This is a genomic window from Streptomyces sp. NRRL S-920 (assembly GCF_000717945.1).
Lineage (GTDB): Bacteria > Actinomycetota > Actinomycetes > Streptomycetales > Streptomycetaceae > Streptomyces > Streptomyces alboniger.
The window spans coordinates 1-21,843 of record NZ_JODF01000088.1 but is presented as its reverse complement, the minus strand read 5'-3'; the positions used below and the strand labels follow the sequence as shown (position 1 = coordinate 21,843).

The 21,843-nt window shown below is 69.6% G+C and carries 18 protein-coding genes, 1 rRNA gene, 1 pseudogene and 1 riboswitch; of the genes and pseudogenes, 15 read left to right on the top strand and 5 right to left on the bottom strand.

The window, feature by feature from the left end; genetic code table 11:
- The 11 genes from rrf to IG54_RS0134910 all read left to right on the top strand — a co-directional run.
- Window positions 1-98, top strand: a 5S ribosomal RNA gene (rrf, locus tag IG54_RS39530); the annotation flags it as partial.
- Between the two features lie 157 nt (window positions 99-255).
- The gene (locus IG54_RS0134955) at window positions 256-864 is read left to right on the top strand and encodes a CDP-alcohol phosphatidyltransferase family protein (protein WP_030794361.1); all 609 of its coding nucleotides are present in this window, start codon (window positions 256-258) and stop codon (window positions 862-864) included.
- A gap of 113 nt (window positions 865-977) precedes the next feature.
- Complete coding sequence (locus tag IG54_RS0134950) at window positions 978-3,473, top strand: mannose-1-phosphate guanyltransferase (RefSeq protein ID WP_030794359.1); 2,496 nt, start codon at window positions 978-980, stop codon at window positions 3,471-3,473.
- An 89-nt stretch (window positions 3,474-3,562) separates the two neighbouring features.
- A complete protein-coding gene (locus IG54_RS0134945) occupies window positions 3,563-4,462 on the top strand; it encodes a DUF881 domain-containing protein (protein ID WP_078594891.1) in 900 nt (299 codons plus the stop codon).
- On the top strand, window positions 4,459-4,791 hold the full coding sequence (locus IG54_RS0134940) for a small basic family protein (protein ID WP_030794354.1): 333 nt from the start codon (window positions 4,459-4,461) through the stop codon (window positions 4,789-4,791). Before IG54_RS0134945 ends, IG54_RS0134940 begins: the two co-directional genes overlap by 4 nt.
- A 5-nt stretch (window positions 4,792-4,796) precedes the next feature.
- Window positions 4,797-5,624, top strand: coding sequence for a DUF881 domain-containing protein (locus IG54_RS0134935; protein ID WP_030794351.1), 828 nt, complete (start codon window positions 4,797-4,799; stop codon window positions 5,622-5,624).
- An 82-nt stretch (window positions 5,625-5,706) separates the two neighbouring features.
- On the top strand, window positions 5,707-6,675 hold the full coding sequence (locus IG54_RS40955; protein WP_078594889.1) for an FHA domain-containing protein: 969 nt from the start codon (window positions 5,707-5,709) through the stop codon (window positions 6,673-6,675).
- Window positions 6,676-6,691: 16 nt separating this feature from the next.
- Complete coding sequence (locus IG54_RS0134925; RefSeq protein WP_030794345.1) at window positions 6,692-7,435, top strand: MerR family transcriptional regulator; 744 nt, start codon at window positions 6,692-6,694, stop codon at window positions 7,433-7,435.
- Window positions 7,436-7,553: 118 nt separating this feature from the next.
- A complete protein-coding gene (locus tag IG54_RS0134920; RefSeq protein WP_030794342.1) occupies window positions 7,554-8,027 on the top strand; it encodes a bifunctional nuclease family protein in 474 nt (157 codons plus the stop codon).
- A gap of 169 nt (window positions 8,028-8,196) precedes the next feature.
- Complete coding sequence (locus IG54_RS38700) at window positions 8,197-8,811, top strand: MerR family transcriptional regulator (protein WP_030794339.1); 615 nt, start codon at window positions 8,197-8,199, stop codon at window positions 8,809-8,811.
- A gap of 93 nt (window positions 8,812-8,904) precedes the next feature.
- The gene (locus IG54_RS0134910) at window positions 8,905-10,329 is read left to right on the top strand and encodes a DNA polymerase IV (protein ID WP_030794336.1); all 1,425 of its coding nucleotides are present in this window, start codon (window positions 8,905-8,907) and stop codon (window positions 10,327-10,329) included.
- Between the two features lie 436 nt (window positions 10,330-10,765).
- On the opposite strand, the gene IG54_RS0134900 is transcribed toward IG54_RS0134910, so the two are convergent.
- The gene (locus tag IG54_RS0134900) at window positions 10,766-11,143 is read right to left on the bottom strand and encodes a PRC-barrel domain-containing protein (RefSeq protein ID WP_030794334.1); all 378 of its coding nucleotides are present in this window, start codon (window positions 11,141-11,143) and stop codon (window positions 10,766-10,768) included.
- Between the two features lie 144 nt (window positions 11,144-11,287).
- Window positions 11,288-11,386, top strand: a riboswitch (glycine riboswitch).
- A 195-nt stretch (window positions 11,387-11,581) separates the two neighbouring features.
- Here IG54_RS0134900 and gcvP point away from each other — a divergent pair.
- Window positions 11,582-14,470 (top strand): aminomethyl-transferring glycine dehydrogenase, encoded by a 2,889-nt coding sequence (gcvP, locus tag IG54_RS0134895; protein WP_030794332.1) that lies wholly within the window; start codon window positions 11,582-11,584, stop codon window positions 14,468-14,470.
- A 180-nt stretch (window positions 14,471-14,650) separates the two neighbouring features.
- Here gcvP and IG54_RS0134890 read toward each other — a convergent pair whose 3' ends face one another.
- Window positions 14,651-14,857: a DUF5999 family protein gene (locus tag IG54_RS0134890; protein ID WP_030794330.1), complete on the bottom strand. Its 207-nt coding sequence runs from the start codon at window positions 14,855-14,857 to the stop codon at window positions 14,651-14,653.
- 314 nt (window positions 14,858-15,171) lie between these two features.
- Window positions 15,172-15,756, bottom strand: coding sequence for a hypothetical protein (locus IG54_RS0134885; protein ID WP_030794320.1), 585 nt, complete (start codon window positions 15,754-15,756; stop codon window positions 15,172-15,174).
- Between the two features lie 484 nt (window positions 15,757-16,240).
- Between IG54_RS0134885 and IG54_RS0134880 the strand changes: the two genes are divergently transcribed.
- The gene (locus IG54_RS0134880; RefSeq protein ID WP_030794317.1) at window positions 16,241-17,761 is read left to right on the top strand and encodes a glutamate--cysteine ligase; all 1,521 of its coding nucleotides are present in this window, start codon (window positions 16,241-16,243) and stop codon (window positions 17,759-17,761) included.
- Between the two features lie 28 nt (window positions 17,762-17,789).
- Here the strand turns inward: IG54_RS0134880 and IG54_RS0134875 are convergent, their stop codons facing one another.
- Window positions 17,790-19,565, bottom strand: coding sequence for a substrate-binding and VWA domain-containing protein (locus tag IG54_RS0134875; RefSeq protein WP_030794314.1), 1,776 nt, complete (start codon window positions 19,563-19,565; stop codon window positions 17,790-17,792).
- Between the two features lie 167 nt (window positions 19,566-19,732).
- On the opposite strand from IG54_RS0134875, the gene IG54_RS0134870 reads away from it, so the two are divergent.
- Window positions 19,733-20,533 (top strand): CPBP family intramembrane glutamic endopeptidase, encoded by an 801-nt coding sequence (locus IG54_RS0134870; RefSeq protein ID WP_030794312.1) that lies wholly within the window; start codon window positions 19,733-19,735, stop codon window positions 20,531-20,533.
- 76 nt (window positions 20,534-20,609) lie between these two features.
- Here IG54_RS0134870 and IG54_RS0134865 read toward each other — a convergent pair whose 3' ends face one another.
- Complete coding sequence (locus IG54_RS0134865; protein ID WP_030794305.1) at window positions 20,610-21,431, bottom strand: PhzF family phenazine biosynthesis protein; 822 nt, start codon at window positions 21,429-21,431, stop codon at window positions 20,610-20,612.
- Window positions 21,432-21,659: 228 nt separating this feature from the next.
- On the opposite strand from IG54_RS0134865, the pseudogene IG54_RS0134860 reads away from it, so the two are divergent.
- Window positions 21,660-21,843: pseudogene (locus IG54_RS0134860) on the top strand (carboxymuconolactone decarboxylase family protein); the annotation flags it as partial.

Below are 21,843 nucleotides of genomic sequence, written 5' to 3'. Positions count from 1 at the left end.
GGGAAACGCCCGGTTACATTCCGAACCCGGAAGCTAAGCCTCATAGCGCCGATGGTACTGCAGGGGGGACCCTGTGGGAGAGTAGGACGCCGCCGAACTTCTTTTATAGCCGTGGTCCCTGGATTAAATTCCAGGGACCACGGCTTTTTTGTTTTCCGGGCGCAGTGGCCCCAGCCACCCCTCCGCACCACCCTGCGTCAACTGAGGGTAAGGTCAGGGGGCATCATTGGTTCTTTTCCCACAGGAGGCCCCCGGGTGGAGGTCCAGGAGACGCGCGTCCAGACGGACCGTGTCCTCACCATCCCGAACATCCTCAGCATGGCGCGTCTCGCCGGCGTGCCCCTCTTCCTGTGGTTGATCCTCAGGCCGGAGTTCGGAGGGCCCAACAGCGACGGGTGGGCGCTCCTGGTGCTCGCGCTCAGTGGGATCAGTGATTACCTCGACGGGAAGCTCGCGCGGCGCTGGAACCAGATCAGCAACCTCGGCAGGCTGCTCGATCCCGCGGCGGACCGGCTCTATATCCTCTCGACGCTGCTCGGTCTGACGTGGCGGGGGATTCTTCCGCTCTGGCTGACCGCGGTGCTCCTGCTGCGCGAGTTGGTCCTGCTGGTGATGGTCTGGATCCTCAGGCGCCACGGCTATCCGCCCCCGCAGGTGAACTTCCTCGGCAAGGCCGCCACCTTCAACCTGATGTACGCCTTTCCACTACTGCTGCTGAGCGATGGCAGCGACTGGCTTGCATCGATCGCTGCTATTTTCGGATGGGCGTTCGCCGGATGGGGTACAACGCTGTACTGGTGGGCAGGGATCCTGTATGTGGTTCAGGTCCGCCGACTTGTCAAGGTGGACAACATGGCCGATTGAGCTTGCCGATTCGGTGACCGTAGAGGCGCGTAGGCCCGTGACTGACATATACGGGACCAACTCGGCGGGCTGAGTCGGCTAGATCGTCGTCTATTGAGGAGGACGTTTCCGACATGAAGGCCGTCGTAATGGCCGGCGGCGAAGGCACGCGCCTTCGCCCCATGACCTCTAGCATGCCCAAGCCGCTCCTGCCCGTGGCCAACCGGCCGATCATGGAGCATGTGCTGCGCCTGCTGAAGAGGCATGGTCTGACCGAGACCGTGGTAACAGTGCAGTTCTTGGCGTCGCTCGTCAAGAACTACTTCGGCGACGGCGAAGAGCTCGGGATGGAGCTCACCTATGCCAACGAGGAGAAGCCGCTCGGAACCGCCGGCAGCGTCAAGAACGCCGAGGAAGCGCTGAAGGACGACGCTTTCCTCGTGATCTCCGGTGACGCGCTGACCGATTTCGACCTCACCGAGCTGATTAACTTCCACAAGGAAAAGGGCGCGCTGGTCACCGTCTGCTTGACGCGCGTACCCAATCCGCTGGAATTCGGCATCACCATCGTCGACGAGGAAGGCAAGGTCGAGCGCTTCCTTGAGAAGCCGACCTGGGGGCAGGTCTTCTCCGACACGGTGAACACGGGCATCTACGTGATGGAGCCCGAGGTGTTCGACTACGTCGAGGCCGATGTGCCGGTCGACTGGTCCGGTGATGTCTTCCCGCAGCTCATGAAGGAAGGCAAGCCCATCTACGGCTACATCGCCGAGGGCTACTGGGAAGACGTCGGCACCCACGAGAGCTATGGCAAGGCGCAGGCGGACGTCCTTGAGGGCAAGGTCGACGTCGAACTCGACGGCTTCGAGATCTCGCCCGGCGTGTGGGTCGCGGAGGGCGCCGAGGTGCACCCTGACGCCGTGCTGCGCGGGCCCCTGTACATCGGGGACTACGCCAAGGTCGAGGCGAACGTCGAGATCCGTGAGCACACGGTGGTGGGCTCGAACGTCGTGGTGAAGGACGGGGCGTTCCTGCACAAGGCCGTCGTCCACGACAACGTCTACATCGGACAGCACAGCAATCTGCGCGGCTGTGTCATCGGGAAGAACACCGACGTCATGCGGGCCGCCCGCATCGAGGACGGTGCGGTGATCGGCGACGAGTGCCTCGTCGGTGAAGAATCGATCATCCAGGGCAATGTGCGGGTCTATCCGTTCAAGACGATCGAGGCCGGCGCGTTCGTCAACACGTCCGTCATCTGGGAGTCCCGCGGTCAGGCGCATCTGTTCGGCGCCCGTGGGGTGTCCGGGATCCTGAACGTGGAGATCACGCCGGAACTCGCCGTGCGGCTCGCGGGAGCGTATGCGACGACCCTGAAGAAGGGGTCGACCGTCACCACCGCGCGTGACCACTCGCGAGGCGCCCGTGCGCTCAAGCGGGCGGTGATCTCGGCGTTGCAGGCCAGCGCCATCGACGTACGTGACCTGGAGAACGTGCCGCTGCCTGTCGCACGGCAGCAGACGGCTCGGGGCAGTGCCGGCGGGATCATGATCCGGACGACGCCCGGGGTGCCGGACTCCGTCGACATCATGTTCTTCGACGGGGAGGGAGCGGACCTGTCGCAGGCCAGCCAGCGGAAGCTGGACCGGGTCTACGCGCGCCAGGAGTACCGGCGGGCCTTCCCCGGGGAGATCGGGGACCTGCACTTCCCGTCCAGCGTGTTCGACTCGTACACCGGTTCGCTGCTGCGGAACGTCGACACCACGGGCATCGCCGAGTCGGAGCTGAAGGTCGTCGTCGACGCGTCCAACGGTAGTGCCGGCCTCGTGCTGCCGAGCCTGCTGGGGAAGCTCGGCGTGGACGCGTTGACGATCAACCCCGGGCTCGACGAGTCGCGGCCCACCGAGACCGCCGATGCGCGCAGGTCCGGCCTGGTGCGGCTCGGCGAGATCGTGGCATCGGCGCGGGCTGCCTTCGGCGTGCGGTTCGACCCCGTCGGCGAGCGGCTGTCGCTCGTGGACGAGAAGGGGCGGATCGTCGAGGACGACCGGGCCCTGCTGGTCATGCTGGACCTGGTGGCCGCCGAGCGGCGCAGCGGGCGGGTGGCGCTGCCGGTGACGACGACGCGCATCGCCGAGCAGGTGGCCGCTTACCACGGCACCCAGGTGGACTGGACGACCACGTCGCCGGACGACCTGACGCGGGTGGGGCGCGGAGAGTCGACGATCTTCGGCGGCGACGGGCGTGGCGGGTTCATCGTGCCCGAGTTCAGCAGCGTCTTCGACGGAACGGCCGCGTTCGTGCGGCTCATCGGTCTGGTGGCGCGTACGCAGCTCACCCTCAGCCAGATCGACGCGCGTATTCCGCGCGCCCATGTGCTGCGGCGTGATCTCGCGACGCCGTGGGCCGTCAAGGGGCTCGTGATGCGGCGTGTGGTCGAGGAGGCCGGGGACCGGTTCGTCGACACCACCGACGGCGTGCGGGTCGTGGAGGCCGACGGGCGCTGGGTGCTGGTGCTGCCCGACCCCGCCGAGGCCGTCACCCATCTGTGGGCCGAGGGGCCCGACGACGCGTCCGCCCAGGCGCTGCTCGACGAGTGGGCCGCGGTGGTGGACAGCGCCGGCCGCTGACCGTGTGCGGATGCCGGGCAGCACCAGCAACAGGTGCTGCCCGGCACGCCGGTGGGGCCATTCGGAGGTAGCGCCCACGACGTGCGACGATGTGCGGCATGCCGCAGCAGCCCCCCGTTCGGAGCACCCCCTCCCGCCCCAGGCGTCCGGACGCGTCCATGTCGCTGCTCACCACCGTCATGGACCACAGCCTGGACGAGGGATACGCGGAGGCGGCGGCCAGAAAGAAGGCCCGGGGCAACAGTGGCGTCCCTCGCCCGCTCAGGGCCAAACTCGGCCTTGCCGCAGGTCTCGTCCTCGCCGCCCTAGTGGTGACCGTGGGAGCCGCGCAGGCGCGGGTGGCGGCGCCGGTGCTCGCCAAGGAGCGCGAAGAACTCATCGACCGCGTCGAGGAGGCCACGACCGGAGCCGACAAGCTCGAGGACGACGTGGACGAACTCCGCGACGACGTGGGCGAACGGCAGCGAGCCGCGCTGAAGAAGCACGGCGGCAGCCAGGGCGAACTGGTCGGCCTCCTCTCCGGCGCCACGGAAGTCACCGGGCCCGGCGTGAAGCTCGTCGTGGACGACAAGAAGGAAGCCGACCAGGGCGGTGGCGGGCCGCGCGAGAGCGCCGGTTTCTCCGACACCGGACGGGTGCGCGACCGCGACATGCAGCGCGTCGTCAACGGCCTGTGGCAGTCCGGCGCGGAAGCGATCTCCATCAACGACCAGCGACTTACCGCCCTGTCGGCGATCAGGGCCGCGGGTGACGCGATACTGGTCGACAACAGGCCGCTGGTGCCGCCGTATACGGTGCTTGCGGTGGGGGCGGGGAACCGCCTGAGCACCCGGTTCCAGAACAGCCCCGACGGTCAGTACCTGCACGCTCTCCAGGAGAACTTCGGCATCCGGACCAGCATCTCCGTGTCGGACGAACTCCAGCTGCCCGCAGCGCCCAGTGTGACCGTACGAACAGCAGAGCCGAAGGCAGGAAAGGGCACATCGTGATCGCCGTACTGGGCCTCGTCGTGGGAGTCGTGGCCGGATTGTTGGTTCGGCCCGAGGTTCCGGCGGTGGTCGAGCCGTACCTTCCCATCGCCGTGGTCGCGGCTCTCGACGCCGTGTTCGGCGGGTTGCGGGCGATGCTCGACGGCATCTTCGACGACAAGGTCTTCGTGGTGTCGTTCCTGTCGAACGTGGTGGTGGCCGCGCTGATCGTCTTCCTGGGCGACAAGTTGGGCGTCGGCGCCCAGCTGTCCACCGGCGTGGTCGTGGTCCTCGGTATCCGGATCTTCTCCAACGCCGCCGCGATCCGTCGGCACATCTTCAGGGCGTGACGCCGATGAGCGCCGACGAGACGCCCCAGCACCGCCGCCGCGAGGAACTCCCCGCCGAGGTCCCGGCCGCGCCCGAGCCACCCGCCGCGCCCGTTCAGGGGCCGAAGAGCCTCACCGGCCGCCAGCGGCTGGCCAAGGGCCTGTGGCCGCCGCGGGTGACCAGGCCCCAACTCATCGTGGCCCTGCTGCTGTTCGTGCTCGGCCTCGGCCTGGCCATCCAGGTGCGGTCCAACAACGACAGCAGCGCCCTGCGCGGCGCGCGTCAGGAAGATCTCGTACGCATCCTCGATGAACTGGATGACCGTACTCAGCGTCTGGAAGAGGAGAAGCGGCGCCTCGAGGAGCAGCGGACCGGTCTTGAGAACAGCTCGGACCAAGCCGAAGAGGCGCGCAAGCAGACGGCCGAGCGCGAAAAGCAACTCGGCATCCTGGCAGGCACGGTGGCGGCCCAAGGGCCCGGCATCACGCTCGCCATCGAGGACAAGAAGGGGGCGATCGAGGCGGACATGCTGCTCGACGCCATTCAGGAGCTGCGCGCCGCCGGCGCCGAGGCGATCCAGATCAACAACGTGCGCGTGGTGGCCAGCACCCATCTTTCGGACGCCGACGGCGGTGGCGTCCGGGTGGACGGCCGCAAGGTCGGCGAACCGTACCTCTTCAAGGTGATCGGCAAGCCGCAGGATCTGGAACCTGCGCTGAACATCCCGGGCGGTGTGGTGCAGACTCTGGAGAAGGAGCAGGCCACGGTCGCCGTGACCCGCTCGGAGAAGATCGTCGTAAGTGCCTTGCGACCTGCGAAGCGGCCTGACTACGCTCGGTCGTCCTCCCAGTGAGGGGCGGGCGCATGGGGGCCGTCAAGCCAGGGCATGAGGTTGCGGGGGGTCGGCGCACCGGAAGCGTGGTGCGTGGTGGAAACTGTTTGGTGGATACGGACGTTGTGAGGATGTCTGGTTCACCGATGAATGCCGGTGTGTGCAATCAGGGTTCGTCCTGCCCCACGGGCGGGTCTGTTTCGGTCAAGGGGAATCGCCCGTGAAGTTGTTTGCGAAGTTGTTCGGCAAGAGTGCACGTGAGGACAGCGGCAACCCCGCCACTGCCCGACACCGTGCCCCGCGCCATGGAGATGCCGAGGGGCAGGGGGGCGAGCGCCCCATGTTCCGGGATCAGGTGACTGGTCCAGGTGGTGACATTTCGGGCGGACAGGGCGCGTCATCTGTTGACCCTGCCGGTCCCGGCCGCATAGGTTTCGGGGAACCGTCAACCTCAGGTACGGGTGGAGGGTTTGCCTCCGGCCCGCACGCATCCCATGCCCCCTCGGGGCAGCCGCGGCAGGAGGACCCGTCCATGGCCCTGGTGTGTACGAGGTGCGGGAACCGCAACGCCGAGGCGAGCCGGTTCTGCTCCAACTGCGGTGCGCCGCTGCGTGCCGGGGCGGCGCCCGAGCGCGCGTCCGAGACGACCTCGACGATCTCCATCTCGGGCCTTGAGGCCTATGACTCGGAGGTCACGGGACAGACGCCGTCCCCCGCGCTCTCTCCGGAGGCGCAGGCCGCCGTCGACGCGCTGCCGCTGGGCTCGGCGCTCCTCGTGGTGCGTCGCGGGCCGAACTCGGGCAGTCGTTTCCTGCTCGACGGCGAGCTGACCACGGCGGGGCGTCACCCGCAGAGCGACATCTTCCTGGACGACGTGACGGTGTCGCGTCGCCACGTGGAGTTCCGTCGCCTCCAGGACGGTTCGTTCACCGTCGCCGACGTGGGCAGCCTCAACGGCACGTACGTCAACCGGGAGCGCATCGACTCCGTCGCGCTGTCGAACGGCGACGAGGTGCAGATCGGTAAGTACCGACTGGTCTTCTACGCGAGCCAGCGAAGCGTCGGCATCTGACCTGTCAGGAAGGTCCATGCTTCAAACACCGAGGGGCGGTGCCGGGACCGGCACCGCCTCCGCGGATCATCGGCTGATGAGCATCGGCGCCGTGCTGAACGCGCTGCGCGATGAGTTTCCCGAGGTCACGATCTCCAAGATTCGTTTCCTGGAGGCCGAGGGCCTCGTCGAGCCGCAGCGCACCCCGTCCGGCTATCGGAAGTTCAGCCCGGAGGACGTCGAGCGGCTCGCGCACGTCCTGAGGATGCAGCGCGACCACTATCTACCGCTCAAGGTCATCAGGGAGCACCTGGAGGCGCTGGAGCGCGGCGAGAGGCCTTCGCTGCCCTCTCTGGGGCGCCAGCGGGACGGCGGCGGCGCCGAGGGCCCGGACGCGGCCGAGGAGCCTACGGCCGCCCGTGTGGGCCGTGAGGAGCTGCTGGCCGTCGCCGAGATCGATGAGCGGCAGCTCGACGAATGGGAGACGTACGGCCTTGTCGCGCGGCTGCCGGACGGCGGTTACGACGCGGAGGCCGTCACGGTCGCCTCGCTCGTCGTCGAACTCGGCCGGTTCGGTATCGAGCCACGCCATCTGCGGGCCATGAAGGCCGCCGCCGACCGGGAGGCGGGGCTCGTCGACCAGGTCGTGGCGCCTCTGCGGCGGCACCGCAATCCGCAGACCAGGGCCCATGCGGAGGCCCGTACCAAAGAACTGGCGGGCCTCACGGGGAAGCTGCATTCGGCCCTCGTGCAGACCGCTCTCGGCGTCAGAGTGCCCTGATTCAGGGGAAAGACCGCCCTGAATCAGTGGGACCCGCAGGGCACTCGGGGTCTTACTGGCTGGTACTCGGCGGGTGCCCGACTACCCAAACCTGCCAGCCACGTCCTAGGGTTGCTGTGTGAACGAGCTCGACGTCGTAGGTGTCCGGGTCGAAATGCCCTCCAACCAGCCGATCGTGCTCCTGCGTGAAGTGGGAGGCGACCGGTACCTCCCCATCTGGATCGGACCAGGTGAGGCGACTGCCATCGCCTTCGCGCAGCAGGGCATGGCACCCGCACGGCCGCTGACCCACGACCTGTTCAAGGACGTGCTGGAGGCCGTGGGCCAGGAGCTCTCGGAAGTGCGCATCACGGACCTCCGTGAAGGCGTCTTCTACGCCGAACTGGTCTTCGCCAGTGGTGTGGAGGTGAGCGCGCGGCCGTCCGACGCCATAGCGCTGGCGTTGCGTACCGGGACGCCGATCTATGGAAGTGACGGTGTCCTGGACGACGCCGGCATCGCGATCCCGGACGAGCAGGAGGACGAGGTGGAGAAGTTCCGCGAGTTCCTCGACCAGATCTCGCCCGAGGACTTCGGCACCAACAGCCAGTGAGCCTTCTCCGGGGGCTCGAATCTGACCATTCGACTAGCCTTTCCCCGTGGCGAGGTGCGCGAAACCACTCTCAGGGTGATTATCACTCGGCGTGGCGAGTGTGGCGATCGTTGACGAGCCCCTGGTGACTGCCTACCGTCGTGAAGGCAGGTCAAGGACGGAGGTCGGCGTGAGAAGCAGCGGCGACGGTACGGCGGTGGGCGGTCCGTACCCGCTTCACAGCAGCGCGGCCGATCACTCTCCGAAACCGATGGCGGTCCAGGGGAGCGGGGACGCGACGTTCGAGAATTCCGAGCAGATCGGGTACCGCGGGCCGACCGCGTGCGCGGCCGCGGGCATCACGTACCGACAGCTCGACTACTGGGCCCGGACGGGTCTGGTCGAGCCCAGTGTGCGCGCCGCCGGGGGCTCGGGGACCCAGCGGCTCTACAGCTTCCGTGACGTCGTCGTCCTGAAGGTCGTCAAGAGGTTCCTCGACACCGGGGTATCGCTTCAGAACATCCGTACGACAGTCCAGCATCTGCGGGAGCGCGGATTCTGTGATCTTGAGCGGATGACGCTGATGAGCGACGGGGCGACGGTCTACGAGTGCACCTCGCCCGGCGAGGTCCACGAGCTGCTCCAAGGCGGCCAGGGGATCTTCGGGATCGCCGTGGGCGTGGTGTGGCGTGATGTCGAGGCCGCGCTGTCCCAGCTGCACGGGGAGCGGATCGACACCGGGGAGACGCTCATCGGGAACAACCCCGGTGACGAACTCGCCAGGCGGCGCAACAGAGCGGTCTGAGTCCGCGTGCCGTCCTGAGGTCCTGAGCGGCCCGACTCCCGCAAGAGCGGCGTCGGCGGGGCATTGTCAGTGGCGTAGGGCAGCATCGGAGATGTGAGAAGCGCGCCGACGATTCTGCATCTGGACATGGATGCCTTCTACGCGTCCGCCGAGCAGGCCGCGAAGCCGAGTCTGCGCGGGAAGGCCGTCGTGGTGGGCGGCCTCGGGCCCCGAGGGGTCGTGGCCACTGCTTCGTATGAGGCGCGGCGGTTCGGTGTGCACTCCGCGATGCCGATGGGGCAGGCCCGGCGGCTCGCGCCGAACGCCGCGTACCTCGTGCCGCGCTTCGGGCTCTACCGCGAGATCAGCGAGCAGGTGATGGGCCTGCTGCGGGAGCTGTCGCCGCTGGTGGAGCCGCTGAGCCTGGACGAGGCCTTCGTGGACCTGGAGGCGGGCGGCGTCGCCGATGACGAGGCGTCGGCCAGGGCGGTGGGGGAGCGGCTGCGGGCGGACATCAGGGCGGTGACGGGGCTGACCGGGTCGGTGGGGCTCGCCGCGTCCAAGATGCTGGCGAAGATCGCCTCGGAGGAGGCCAAGCCGGATGGGCTCAGGCTGATAGCGCCGGGGACGGAGCGGGCGCTGCTGGGGCCGATGTCGGTGCGGACGTTGCCCGGGGTGGGGCCGGCCACCGGCGATCATTTGCGGCGGGCCGGGATCACCACGGTCGAGGAGATCGCGGAGGCCGGGCAGGACGAGCTGATACGGCTGCTGGGCAAGGCGCACGGAGGATCGCTGTACGCGATGGCGCTGGCGCTGGATGAGCGGCCCGTCGTCGCCGAGCGGGAGAGCAAGTCGGTCAGCGTCGAGGACACGTACGACGTGGACATCCACGACCGGGTGCGGGTCAGGGCGGAGGTCGCGCGGCTCGCCGACCGGTGCGTGCAGCGGTTGCGTGCGGCGGGGCACTCCGGGCGGACCATCGTGCTGAAGGTGCGGCGGTTCGACTTCTCGACGCTGACGCGGTCCGAGACGCTGCGGGGGCCCACGGACGATCCCGCAGTGGTGCGGGAGGCCGCGGCGCGACTGCTGGAGTCGGTGGACACCACGGGAGGCGTGCGGCTGCTCGGAGTGGGTGTTTCGGGGCTCGCCGACTACACGCAGGAGGACCTCTTCGCCCAGGCGCAGGCCGAGGCGGCGGAGGGGGAGACGGGGGGCGAGGAGGATGTCCCCGCGCCCGGGGAGGCTGGGCCCGGGGAGCCGGAGGCCGTCTCGCGGGCCGAGGAGCCGGTGGTGCCCGTGGAGCGGAGGTGGGCCGCCGGGACCGATGTCCGCCATGCCGAGTACGGGCACGGCTGGGTGCAGGGGAGCGGCCTGGGCCGGGTGACGGTGCGGTTCGAGACGCCGGGGTCGGAGCCGGGGCGCGTACGGACGTTCAGGACGGATGACCCGAAGCTGGCGCCCGCGGAGCCGTTGCCGCTCGTGGGGGTGGGGACGCGGAGTGAGGCGGCGGCGGGGGCCGGGGTGGGGGAGGTGAGCTGAGGGGCGCCTTGGCGGCTGGGGCCGGCCCGTGCCGGCCGTGCGGTTCTGGCGGGCGGGCGGGTGCCGCTGGGCGGCTGTGCAGAGGGTCGGCCGGGCTGAGCGCGAGGGCATGGGGGTGGTTGACGCGGTCGGCAGCAGCCACGCGACCGCCCGCGGCGGCTGGGGGCGGTGGTGGGTGTTTCGCCGCGGCTGAGGGGGCGGAGTTCGCCGTGCCTGAGGGGGCGGAGTTCGCCGTGCCTGAGGGGCGGAGGTGGCATGTGCCGGGTGGCTTTAGGGGATGACGGGCCGGGCTTGCGGGGACTGCTCGGCTGGGTGCGGTGGGGGTGTGTCGGGTGTGGGGCCGAGGCGAGGGGCCCGGGGTTTGCTGTGGGGTGTGTCGGGTGCGGGACCGGGTGAGCGATCCGGGGTTTGCTGTGGGGTGGGGCGGGGGCGTGGGTCAGGTGGGGTCTCGGTCCGCCAGGTTGCCGAAGTCGTGGTCGGGGGGTGGAGGCTGCGGGAGCGTGGTGTCCAGGCCGTAGTGGTGGTAGAGCTGGAGCTCCTGGGCGGGAGACAGATGGCGGCCCACGCCGAAGTCGGGGGCCTCCTTGATCAGGGCGCGCTCGAAGGGGATGTGGAGAGTGCCGTCGTCGACCAGTTCGCTCGGTTCGAGCGGGACGAAGGCGTCGCGGCTGAACAGGCCGGTCCGTATGGCCGCCCACTCCGGTGCGCCGGTGGCGTCGTCGATGTAGATCTCGTCGATCGTGCCGATCTTGGCCCCGTTCCGGTCGAACGCCTTGCGGCCGATCAGGTTGCGCGGATCGATATCGGTCTGCACGGGCCCTCCAGCTGGTCGCGGGGTCTCGGATGTGGGCATAACTCATCTTTGTCCGCTCGTACTCACTACGTAAGAGCACTTCGGGGCAGGCGGCCACTCGAGGGAACGCCCGTGGTCCTCGCTGGTAGGCTGACGACTGGCTGCTGACCCCGTGCGGGAGAGCTCTCCGGGTCACGATTCCGGAGGCGCCGAAGGAGCAAATCCTCCCCGGAATCTCTCAGGCACCCGTACCGCACGGATGAGGTCACTCTGGAAAGCAGGGCGGGCGTACGGGCGGGCACGTTCGAAACCCTTCCTCACCGACGGTGAAAGCCGGGACGGCGCCTTCGCGGGCGTACCCCGGTGAAGCTCTCAGGTTGAGATGACAGAGGGGGAGGCCGTCCGGGTACCCGCGCCGTGGTACCCCTCGTAGGTCGCGCAGACCAGGAGGCCTCCGCAATGACTGCCACCAATCGCATCCCGCTCTCCGAACTCGAACAGGGCATTCCCTTCGAGCAGCGGCACATCGGGCCCGATGCGGAAGCGCGGGCCAAGATGCTCGCCCAGGTCGGGTACGGCTCGCTGGACGAGCTGACGTCCGCCGCGGTGCCGGATGTGATCAAGAACGCCGAGGCGCTGAACCTGCCCGGCGCGCGCAGCGAGGCCGAGGTCCTCGCCGAACTGCGCTCCCTCGCGGACCGCAACCAGGTCCTCGACTCCATGATCGGCCTCGGGTACTACGGGACCTTCACCCCGCCGGTCATCCTGCGGAACGTGATGGAGAACCCCGCCTGGTACACCGCGTACACGCCGTACCAGCCCGAGATCTCCCAGGGGCGGCTCGAGGCGCTGCTGAACTTCCAGACCATGGTCGCCGAGCTGACCGGACTGCCCACCTCCGGGGCTTCGCTGCTCGACGAGGGCACCGCCGCCGCCGAGGCCATGGCGCTCTCGCGGCGCATGGGCAAGGTCAAGGACGGCGTCTTCGTCGTCGACGCCGACGCCCTGCCGCAGACCATCGCCGTCATCCAGACCCGCGCCGAGCCGACGGGCGTCGAGATCGTCGTCGCCGACCTCGGCGAGGGCATCCCGGCCGAGGTCGCCGAGCGCGGTGTCGTGGGCGTGCTGGTGCAGTACCCCGGCGCCTCCGGTGCCGTACGCGACATCAAGCCGGTCATCGACCAGGCCCATGAGCTGGGCGCCGTCGTCACCGTCGCCGCCGACCTGCTCGCCCTGACGCTGCTCACCTCGCCCGGTGAGCTGGGCGCGGACATCGCGGTCGGCACGACACAGCGCTTCGGCGTGCCCATGGGCTTCGGCGGTCCGCACGCCGGCTACATGGCGGTCCGTGAGAAGTTCGCGCGCAGCCTGCCCGGGCGCCTCGTCGGCGTCTCCGTCGACGCCGACGGCAACAAGGCGTACCGACTGGCGTTGCAGACCCGCGAGCAGCACATCCGCCGCGAGAAGGCCACCAGCAACATCTGTACCGCTCAGGTGCTGCTGGCCGTCATGGCCGGTATGTACGCCGTCTACCACGGCCCCGACGGGCTCAAGTCCATCGCGCGACGCACCCACCGGTACGCGACGCTGCTCGCCGCGGGCCTCACGGCCGGTGGCGTCGAGGTCGTCCACGGCGCGTACTTCGACACGCTGACCGTGCGCGTGCCCGGCAAGGCCGAGGAGTTCGTCGCGGCCGCCCGCGAAGGCGGCGTCAACATCCACCTGATCGACGCCGACCACGTCTCGCTCGCCTGCGACGAGACCACCACGCGCCAGCAGCTGACCGCCGTGTGGGGCGCCTTCGGCGTCGAGGCCGACGTCGACGCGCTCGACGCCGCCGTCTCGGACACGCTGCCCGCGGACCTGCTGCGCACGGACGACTACCTCACGCACCCGGTCTTCCACCAGTACCGCTCCGAGACCTCGATGCTGCGCTACCTGCGCAAGCTGGCCGACCGTGACTACGCGCTCGACCGCGGCATGATCCCGCTGGGCTCCTGCACCATGAAGCTCAACGCGACCACCGAGATGGAGCCGGTCACCTGGCCCGAGTTCGGGCAGCTGCACCCCTTCGCGCCCGCCCGGCAGGCGCAGGGGTACCTCACCCTCATTAGGGAGCTGGAGGAGCGGCTGGCCGAGGTCACCGGATACGACAAGGTCTCCCTCCAGCCCAACGCCGGATCGCAGGGCGAGCTGGCCGGACTGCTCGCCGTACGCGGGTACCACCGCGCCAACGGCGACGAGCAGCGCACCGTCTGCCTCATTCCGTCCTCCGCGCACGGTACGAACGCGGCGAGTGCCGTCATGGCCGGCATGAAGGTTGTCGTCGTGAAGACCGCCGACGACGGCGAGATCGACATAGAGGACCTGCGCGCCAAGATCGAGAAGCACCGCGAGGAGCTGGCGGTGCTCATGATCACGTACCCCTCGACGCACGGTGTCTTCGAGGAGCACGTCGCCGACATCTGCGCGTCGGTGCACGAGGCCGGCGGCCAGGTGTACGTGGATGGGGCCAACCTCAACGCCCTGGTGGGGCTCGCCAAGCCGGGGCACTTCGGCGGCGACGTCTCGCACCTGAACCTGCACAAGACCTTCTGCATCCCGCACGGCGGCGGCGGTCCCGGCGTCGGCCCGGTCGGAGTGCGCGAGCACCTCGCGCCCTACCTGCCCAACCACCCGTTGCAGCCCGCCGCGGGCCCCGCGACCGGAGTGGGTCCGATCTCCGCCGCGCCGTGGGGTTCCGCGGGCATCCTGCCGATCTCGTGGTCGTACGTACGTCTGATGGGCGGCGAGGGTCTCAAGCGGGCCACGCAGGTCGCGGTGCTCTCCGCCAACTACATCGCCAAGCGCCTGGAGCCGCACTACCCGGTGCTCTACACCGGTCCGGCGGGGCTCGTCGCGCACGAGTGCATCATCGATCTGCGGCCGATCAGCAAGGCGACGGGCGTCAGTGTCGACGACATCGCCAAGCGGCTCATCGACTACGGCTTCCACGCGCCGACCATGTCGTTCCCGGTGGCGGGGACGCTGATGATCGAGCCGACGGAGAGTGAGGACCTGGTCGAGATCGACCGGTTCTGCGACGCGATGATCGCCATCCGTCAGGAGATCGAGAAGGTCGGTTCCGGCGAGTGGGCCGCCGACGACAACCCGCTGCGGAACGCGCCGCACACCGCGGCCGCGCTGGGCGGTGAGTGGGAGCACGGTTACAGCCGCGAGGAGGCCGTCTTCCCGGCCGGTGTCGCCGCGGCGGACAAGTACTGGCCGCCGGTCCGCCGCATCGACCAGGCGTACGGCGACCGGAACCTGGTCTGCTCGTGCCCCCCGCTGGATGCTTACGAGGACTGACGGCGGCGCCCGTGAGCCACGGGCATGCGTCGGGGCCGGTTCGGAGAGTTCTCTCCGGGCCGGCCCCTCGTTCGTTTGCTGAGCGGGTCGTGCGGGTCGTGCGGGTTATGCGGGTCGTGCGAGTGGTGCGAGTGGTGCGGATGTGCTGGTGGTGCGTCCGTGCGCGTGTGCCGGTGATGATCAGGCGGCCGTCATGATCTGGTCGGTGCCCAGCGGTCGGTGCGGGGCGATGATCTGGCCGTCCGGCAGCAGCTCACCGGTGTCCTCGAAGAGCAGGACGCCGTTGCACAGCAGGCTCCAGCCCTGCTCCGGGTGGCTCGCCATGAGGAGCGCGGCTTCCCGGTCGGCGGAGTCGGCTGTCGGGCACGGTGGTTGGTGCTGGCACATGGAAGGGTTCTTTCGCTGCGATGAAGTGGCTGTGACGTCTGTCCTGCGGCTCGATGCGGTGTTCATGACCGCCCCCCCGTTTGTAGTCGGTCCGCTCCCAGTGTTGCCCTACGGGCGTCAATCCGCAGGGATTTTGCGGCAGCGGTTCCTATTGCTTAATGACGTATCACCCGCCCGGACGGTTCAGCCCAACTCCGTTGTCTCTTCGGGTGGTTCGGGGTGGCCCAAGTGGGCTAGCCCACATGGGGGAGGGCAGCGCCGTGCCCCGCGGCCAGGGGCGGCGGGGCACGTGCGACGAGAGGGGCGTGGTGACGTCAGGCAGGTGAGCCGAGCAGCGGCGCGGGTGTCAGGCGGTGGGTGAGGACCGGTAGCAACTCGGCGACGCGGTGCGGGCGGTGGGCCGCGATGCCGGGCGGGGCCGGGGCGAGGGGCACGAGCAGGTCGGTGGCGGCGAGCGGGGCATCGGCGCCGTCGTCCGTGCAGTCGCGGTGCAGCCAGAGGGTGAGCATGTACAGCTCGGGGACGGAGAGCAGCCGGGGCTGGCAGGGCATCGGCATGGCCTCGGCGTGCCGCAGGGCCCGTTCGGTGGAGGCGATGTAGGGGCCCTCGAAGAAGTGCGAGAAGGCCCAGCCGTCGGGGGTGAGTATCGTGTCGGCCGCGGCGAGGGCGCGCTCCCCGCAGCGCATCATGAAGCGCCAGCCCGCGAGGCGGGTGGGGGAGGTGCCTTCGGGGGTGATGCGGTCCAGCACGTGGACGGGGAGCGGGAGTTCGGGGCTGACGGAACCCTGGGCGGCACGGAGTGCCGGGGTGCGGGCCTCACGTACGGCGGTGGGGGAACCGAGTGCCGTGAGGACGCTGCGCAGGGCGGGCGCGGGGGCCGGGAGGACATGCAGCGGCATGGTGGGTCGCCTCTCTCGTTCGACAGGCACGGTGGAGCGGGGGCAGGTGCGTGACGGCGCTGTCAGGCTCTGGGTCAGAGGGGCGGGGGCCGGGGGACCGCGAGCGCCAACTCTCTGCCTAGATTGCGGAGTTTATACGAGCCGTGTTCGAACGGTGTTTCCTCTAGACGCTGTCGATATTACGGTCAAGGGCTTATCAGGACGTCCTCGTGAGGGGTTAATCCCGATTTTCAGCGGGTGTACTTCTGTGACCTCGTATTACCCGAGGTGAGCGGTCGGCCGATTCCCGTCGGCTCTTTTGACCAGGCCCTTCGGAAGGGAATCTGCACCGTGCCGCATGCCCGGCGAATGTGCCGCGTGCCCTCCGCGACGAGCCTACTTCCCGGCGGTCCCGCGCGGGGCGTTATCGATCACATTGCCTGGGCATCATCCCCCGTACACAGCGGCCGGGTCCTTGGCTGCCCATGCGAGGAGGGACACTCCGATGGGGGAGAAGGTCGTGGCGGGCGCGTTCGACCTGTCCGATCGGAACCAGTACCGCAGGAAGCTCCGGACGTGCCTCACGGGGCTGGAGCGGCTGTTGGAGGAGGAGCGGTTCGATCGGCCGAGGAATCTGATGGGCATGGAGATCGAGCTGAATCTCGCCGGGCCCGACGGGCTGCCGAGAATGTTGAATGCGCAGGTTCTCGAGCGCATCGCCAGCCGGGATTTCCAGACGGAACTCGGAATGTTCAACCTGGAAGTGAACATTGCCCCGCACCGGCTCGGCGGACGCGTCCTCGACGGGCTCGCCGAAGAAGTACGTACGGGGCTCAACTACGCCCACAGGAAAGCGGGCGAGCTGGACGCGGGCATCGTCATGATCGGCATTCTGCCGACGCTGAACAGGGCCGATCTGGTCTCCGCGAACCTCTCCGACGTGGACCGCTACGCCCTTCTGAACGAGCAGATCGTGGCGGCGCGCGGTGAGCATTTCGCGCTCGACATCGAAGGCGTCGAGCGGCTCACCTGCACATCGGCGTCCATAGCGCCCGAAGCGGCCTGTACTTCCGTGCAGTTGCACCTCCAGGTCACCCCGGGCCGGTTCGCCGATGTGTGGAACGCGGCCCAGGCCGTCGCCGCGGCGCAGGTCGCCGTGGGTGCCAACGCGCCGTTCCTGTTCGGCCGTGAGCTGTGGCGCGAGTCGCGGCCGCCCTTGTTCCTCCAGTCCACCGACACGCGCCCGCCCGAGCTACAGGCCCAGGGGGTGCGGCCGCGGACCTGGTTCGGGGAGCGGTGGATCACCGGGCCGCTGGAGCTGTTCGAGGAGAATCTGCGGTACTTCCCCGCGCTGCTGCCGCTGATGGACGCCGAGGACCCGCTGGGCGTCCTCGACGCGGGCGGGGTGCCGCGGCTCGGCGAACTCGTCCTGCACAACGGCACCGTGTACCGCTGGAACCGCCCGGTGTACGGCATAGCCGACGGCGTCCCGCATCTGAGGGTCGAGAACCGCGTGCTGCCCGCGGGCCCCACCGTCACCGATGTCATCGCCAACGTGGCGTTCTACTACGGGCTGGTGCGGGCGCTCGCCGAGGAGGCCAGGCCCGTGTGGACCCGGCTGCCCTTCGAGGCCGCCGCCCAGAACTTCGACGTCGCGTGCCGCCACGGCATCGACGCCAGGCTGCGGTGGCCGCGGCGCGGCAGGCTCGGCGGCACCGTCGAGGTGCCGGCCGTCGACCTCGTACGCGATGAGCTTCTGCCGCTGGCGGCCGCCGGGCTCGACGCGTGGGGTGTGGAGCCCGCCGACCGGGACCTGTATCTCGGGGTGATCGAGGAGCGGTGTCGGCTGCGCGTCAACGGCGCGTCGTGGCAGGCGGCGACGTATCACCGGGCCCTGGAGAGCGGGCTCGGCAGGGAGGCGGCGCTGGCCGCCACCACCAAGCGGTACTGCGAGCTGATGCACGAGGGTGAGCCGGTGCACACCTGGCCGGTGGGGCTGCGCGAACCGGCGGTGCCGATGGGCTGAGGGCGGCGCGGCGGACCGTCTCAAGAGATTAGGGCCGGTTGCTGCCCGCCTTCATGATGGCCTCCAGGATGACCGCGTGGATCTGCGCCGGGTCGTCGACCTGGTGACCGGAGCCGCCGGTGGCCGCGGCGATCTGCTCGACCTCGTCCTTGTCCGCCTCGGGGCCGACGGCGATCGCGATGACCGGTAGCGGCCGCTCGGGGTCGGACAGCTCCTTCAACTGCGCGATGAGGGAGCTGCGCGAGATGCCGGCCGGGTCCTGGTTCGCGCCGTCGGTCAGGATCACGAGGGCGTTGAACTTGCCGCTCACATACGTCGATCGGGCTTCCTTATAGGCGGCGAGCGTGGTGTCGTACAGGCCGGTGGCGCCGCCGGGCACGGGTTGCAGACCCCTGAAGGCCTTCGTCAGCCTGTCGCGGTGGGTGGCACCGCCCCTGTGCTCGCCGAGCCGTTCGGTCGGTTCCAGCTCGCGGTAGTCACGCGCGCCGTCGAGCCGGGTGGCGAACTCCCACAGGCCGATCTCGTCCGCGTCCGTGAAGCCCGCGAGGGCCCGCGCCAGGGACGACTTGGTGACCTCCATACGGGACTGGGCGCGGCCCGGGACCAGTTGGCTCATGGACTGCGACGCGTCGACGACCGTGCTGAGCCGGGCGCTCTGCACCGTGATCGTCCACATGCCGAGGATCTCCTGGATCTCCTTGTCGGAGGGCGGCTCGGACGCCTCGCGCGCGTACGGCTGCGGGGAGCGGGCGCCCGCGGCGGTGAGGAGCCGGGCGGAGGGCCGGCCGGGATCGGTTCTGAAACCGCGTTCCGCGAGGATCTTCCGGCCGACCTCGTCGCTGAACATCGCCATGAAGCGCAGCGCCGCGCGGCCGGTGTCGGTGGACATCTCGTCGTCGGCGACCAGCGTGTACGGGTAGTCGAGCCGGGGCGAGCCGTCCTTGGGGTAGAACAGGGCGAGGCTGTTCTTCCGGCCCGCCGAGGCGTTGTGCGCGAACGCCGCCTGTTCGGAGAGGATCAGCGCCTCATTGCGGCGGGGCCCGCCCTGTTCGGCGGCGGATCCGTCGCGGGCGAGGGTGTCCAGGAGCCGGCCGTCCGTGTCGGTGGTGCGCGTGGACAGGGCCTTGGCCAGGGCCGCTGTCCGCCTGTCGCCCTCCTCGCCGCCCTGCTTCTTCGCGGACGCGCCGAGCTTGGCGAGGGCGAGCAGGCCCGTCGCGCTGCGCGCCGGGTCGGAGGCGCCCAGGCGCACTTCGTCGCCCTTCAGGGTGGCGGTGGCCAACTGCGGCCAGTCGTAGGTCTTCTTGGGCCAGCCCAGGGACTTGGCGGCGGCCGGCAGCACGGCGATGCCGACAGGTGACGAGGCGATGTTGCCCGCGGGGGAGACCTTCGTCTCCTCCATGCCGAGGCCGACGCGCCGCACCCACAGGTCCGAGTCCGGGACCCACACGTCGTACTCCGGATCGCCCTTGCCGGCCCGGAGTTCGTCGGCCACCTTGTACGAGTCGCGCGCGGTGACGCGTACGTCGATGCAGTGGCCGTCCGAGGTGACCTCTGTCTTCCGGGCGTGGTCGGCGGCGGCGCGCAGCGCGGGCGTCACATCGGGCGCGGCGACGACGTCCAGGCGTACGGCGTCGTCTTCGCACGAACCGCCGAAGGAGAGCATCCCGCCGCCGACCGCTGCCGCCGCGCCGCCCGCGACCACGAGAACAAGAGCCGTGGTGAGGGCGACCGTGCGGCCACGGGCGCGAGGGCGGGGGTCGGGCGCATCCGTCCCGCGCTCATCGGGCAAGCTGTGACGTCCCATGGCGGTGGTGCCCCTCCTTGAGTGATGAAGCAAGGAAAGAAGGGGCGGTACGCCCGGGATCGGCGGCCTTCCCCCTCGGCCTGTCGCGCACGATTTTCGTAAGTTCTTTCGAGACCCTAGCGGGGCGCGCGGGGGGATGAGGCGGGATTACTCAACTGGAGGCGTCAGTGCAAGCGGAGCCGGGGCCCATGGCCGGTTCTTTTCCAGCAGACGGGTCATCGCGGCGGACCCTGCGGGACGAGACGTTGCTCGTCCTGGCTCTCTCACTCGGGGCGAGCGGCGTGTCCGCGCTGATCAGCTTTGTCGGGTCGGTCACCAGGCCGGGCGGTCTCAAGGACCAGGCGGCCACGATGAACGCCTCGGCGGCGCCGGGACGGCCGTGGCTTGATCTCGCGTGGCAGCTGTTCGGAATCGCGAGCGCGCTGGTGCCGGTCGCGCTCGTCGCGCACCTCCTGCTGAGGGAGGGGGCGGGCCTTCGGGCGATCGGTTTCGACCGGACGCGCCCGTGGTTCGATCTGGGGCGCGGCACGGTGATCGCCGCGGTGATCGGCAGCACCGGGATCGCCTTCTACCTCGCCGCCCGCGGGCTCGGCTTCAATCTCACGGTGGTGCCGGAGGCGCTGCCCGACGTGTGGTGGAAGTACCCGGTCCTCGTGCTGTCCGCGGTGCAGAACGCGGTCCTTGAGGAAGTGATCGTCGTCGGCTATCTGCTGCGCAGGCTCGGACAGTTGGGGTGGACGCCGATGGCCGCGCTGGTGGGCGGTTCGGTGTTGCGCGGCTCGTACCACCTGTATCAGGGCATCGGCGGTTTCCTCGGGAACGTGGCGATGGGTGTGGTGTTCGTTCTGCTCTACCGCAGGTGGGGGCGGGTGGGGCCGCTGGTCGTGGCCCACTCGCTGCTGGATATCGGGGCGTTCGTCGGGTACGCGCTGCTGGCGGGCAAGGTGGGGTGGCTGCCTACGCCTTAGGTGTGCGCGGCGGTGCTGTGGGGACGTACGGATTTCTCGTACGTCCCCACAGTGCTGTACGGGGAGGGGTGCGCCGTCAGGCGGACAGCTCGCCCTCGATGACCGTGACCGCGCGGCCCGTGAGGAGGGTGCGGTCGCCGCGCAGCTCGGTGCGGACCAGGCCGGTGCGGGCCGAGGCCTGAAGTCCCGTCAGCCCGGTGCGGCCGAGGCGCTCGGACCAGAAGGGGGCGAGAGCGGTGTGCGCGCTGCCCGTCACGGGGTCCTCGTCGATGCCGAGGCCGGGGAAGAAGCAGCGTGAGACGAAGTCGTAGCCGCGTGCGGGGTCTTCGGCGCGGGCTGTGGCAAGGACGCCGCGCCGGGCGTGCGGGACGAGCGCCTTGTGGTCGGGGGCCAGCGCCCGCACCGCTTTCTCGTCGGCCAACTCGACCAGCAGGTCGCCCACGTGCCCGCCGGTGCGGTACGCGGCGAGCGGCTGGGCGCCCAGGGCGTCGGCGAGGCCGTCGGGGACGTCGGTCACGGTGAGCGGGGCGGTCGGGAAGTCGAGGGTGAGGGTGCCGTCCTCGTGCGCGGTCGCCGTGAGGATGCCGCCGCGCGTGGCGAAGCGGACGGGGCCGGTGGCGGCGCCGGTGGTGTGCAGGACGTGTGCGGTGGCCAATGTGGCGTGGCCGCACAGGTCGACCTCGGTGGTGGGGGTGAACCAGCGCAGCGCCCAGTCCGCCTCGCCGCCCTCGGGGAGGCGGTGGGCGAACGCCGTCTCGGCGTGGTTGACCTCCCTGGCCACGAGCTGGAGCCAGGTGTCGTCGGGGAAGGCGTCCAGGAGCAGGACCCCGGCCGGGTTGCCGGCGAAGGGGCGGTCGGTGAAGGCGTCGACGACGCGGATGCGGTGGGAAGTCGGCATACCGCCGACGGTAGAGCGCCGCGAAGCGGTCGCGGTAAGGCCAATCCGCGGGAGCTGGACTTGTTCCGTCCCAGTTGATCTGGTCCGGCTCCGTCACTGCTGTCTGAGCGCGGCCGAGGGTCGGTCTGTGCGCGTCGGCGATCCATGCGCAGTGGCGATGGTGGTTGTCACATTCGTGGGCGCGGCGGTGTCTTCATGCCAAACAGGCAAACGTTTAAGGAGAACACCATGGCGCTACGCATCCCGAAGGCCGAGCTTCCCGCCGGGCTCCGCGAAAACCTGATCAAGCAGCTCGGTTCCGTGCCCGAGCCCCACGAGGTGCTGTGGAACAACCCCAAGCTTGCCAAGGACAACCAGGAGTTCGCAGCCAAGGTGGCCACCTGGGACGCGGCCGACGCGAGCCTCAAGACGT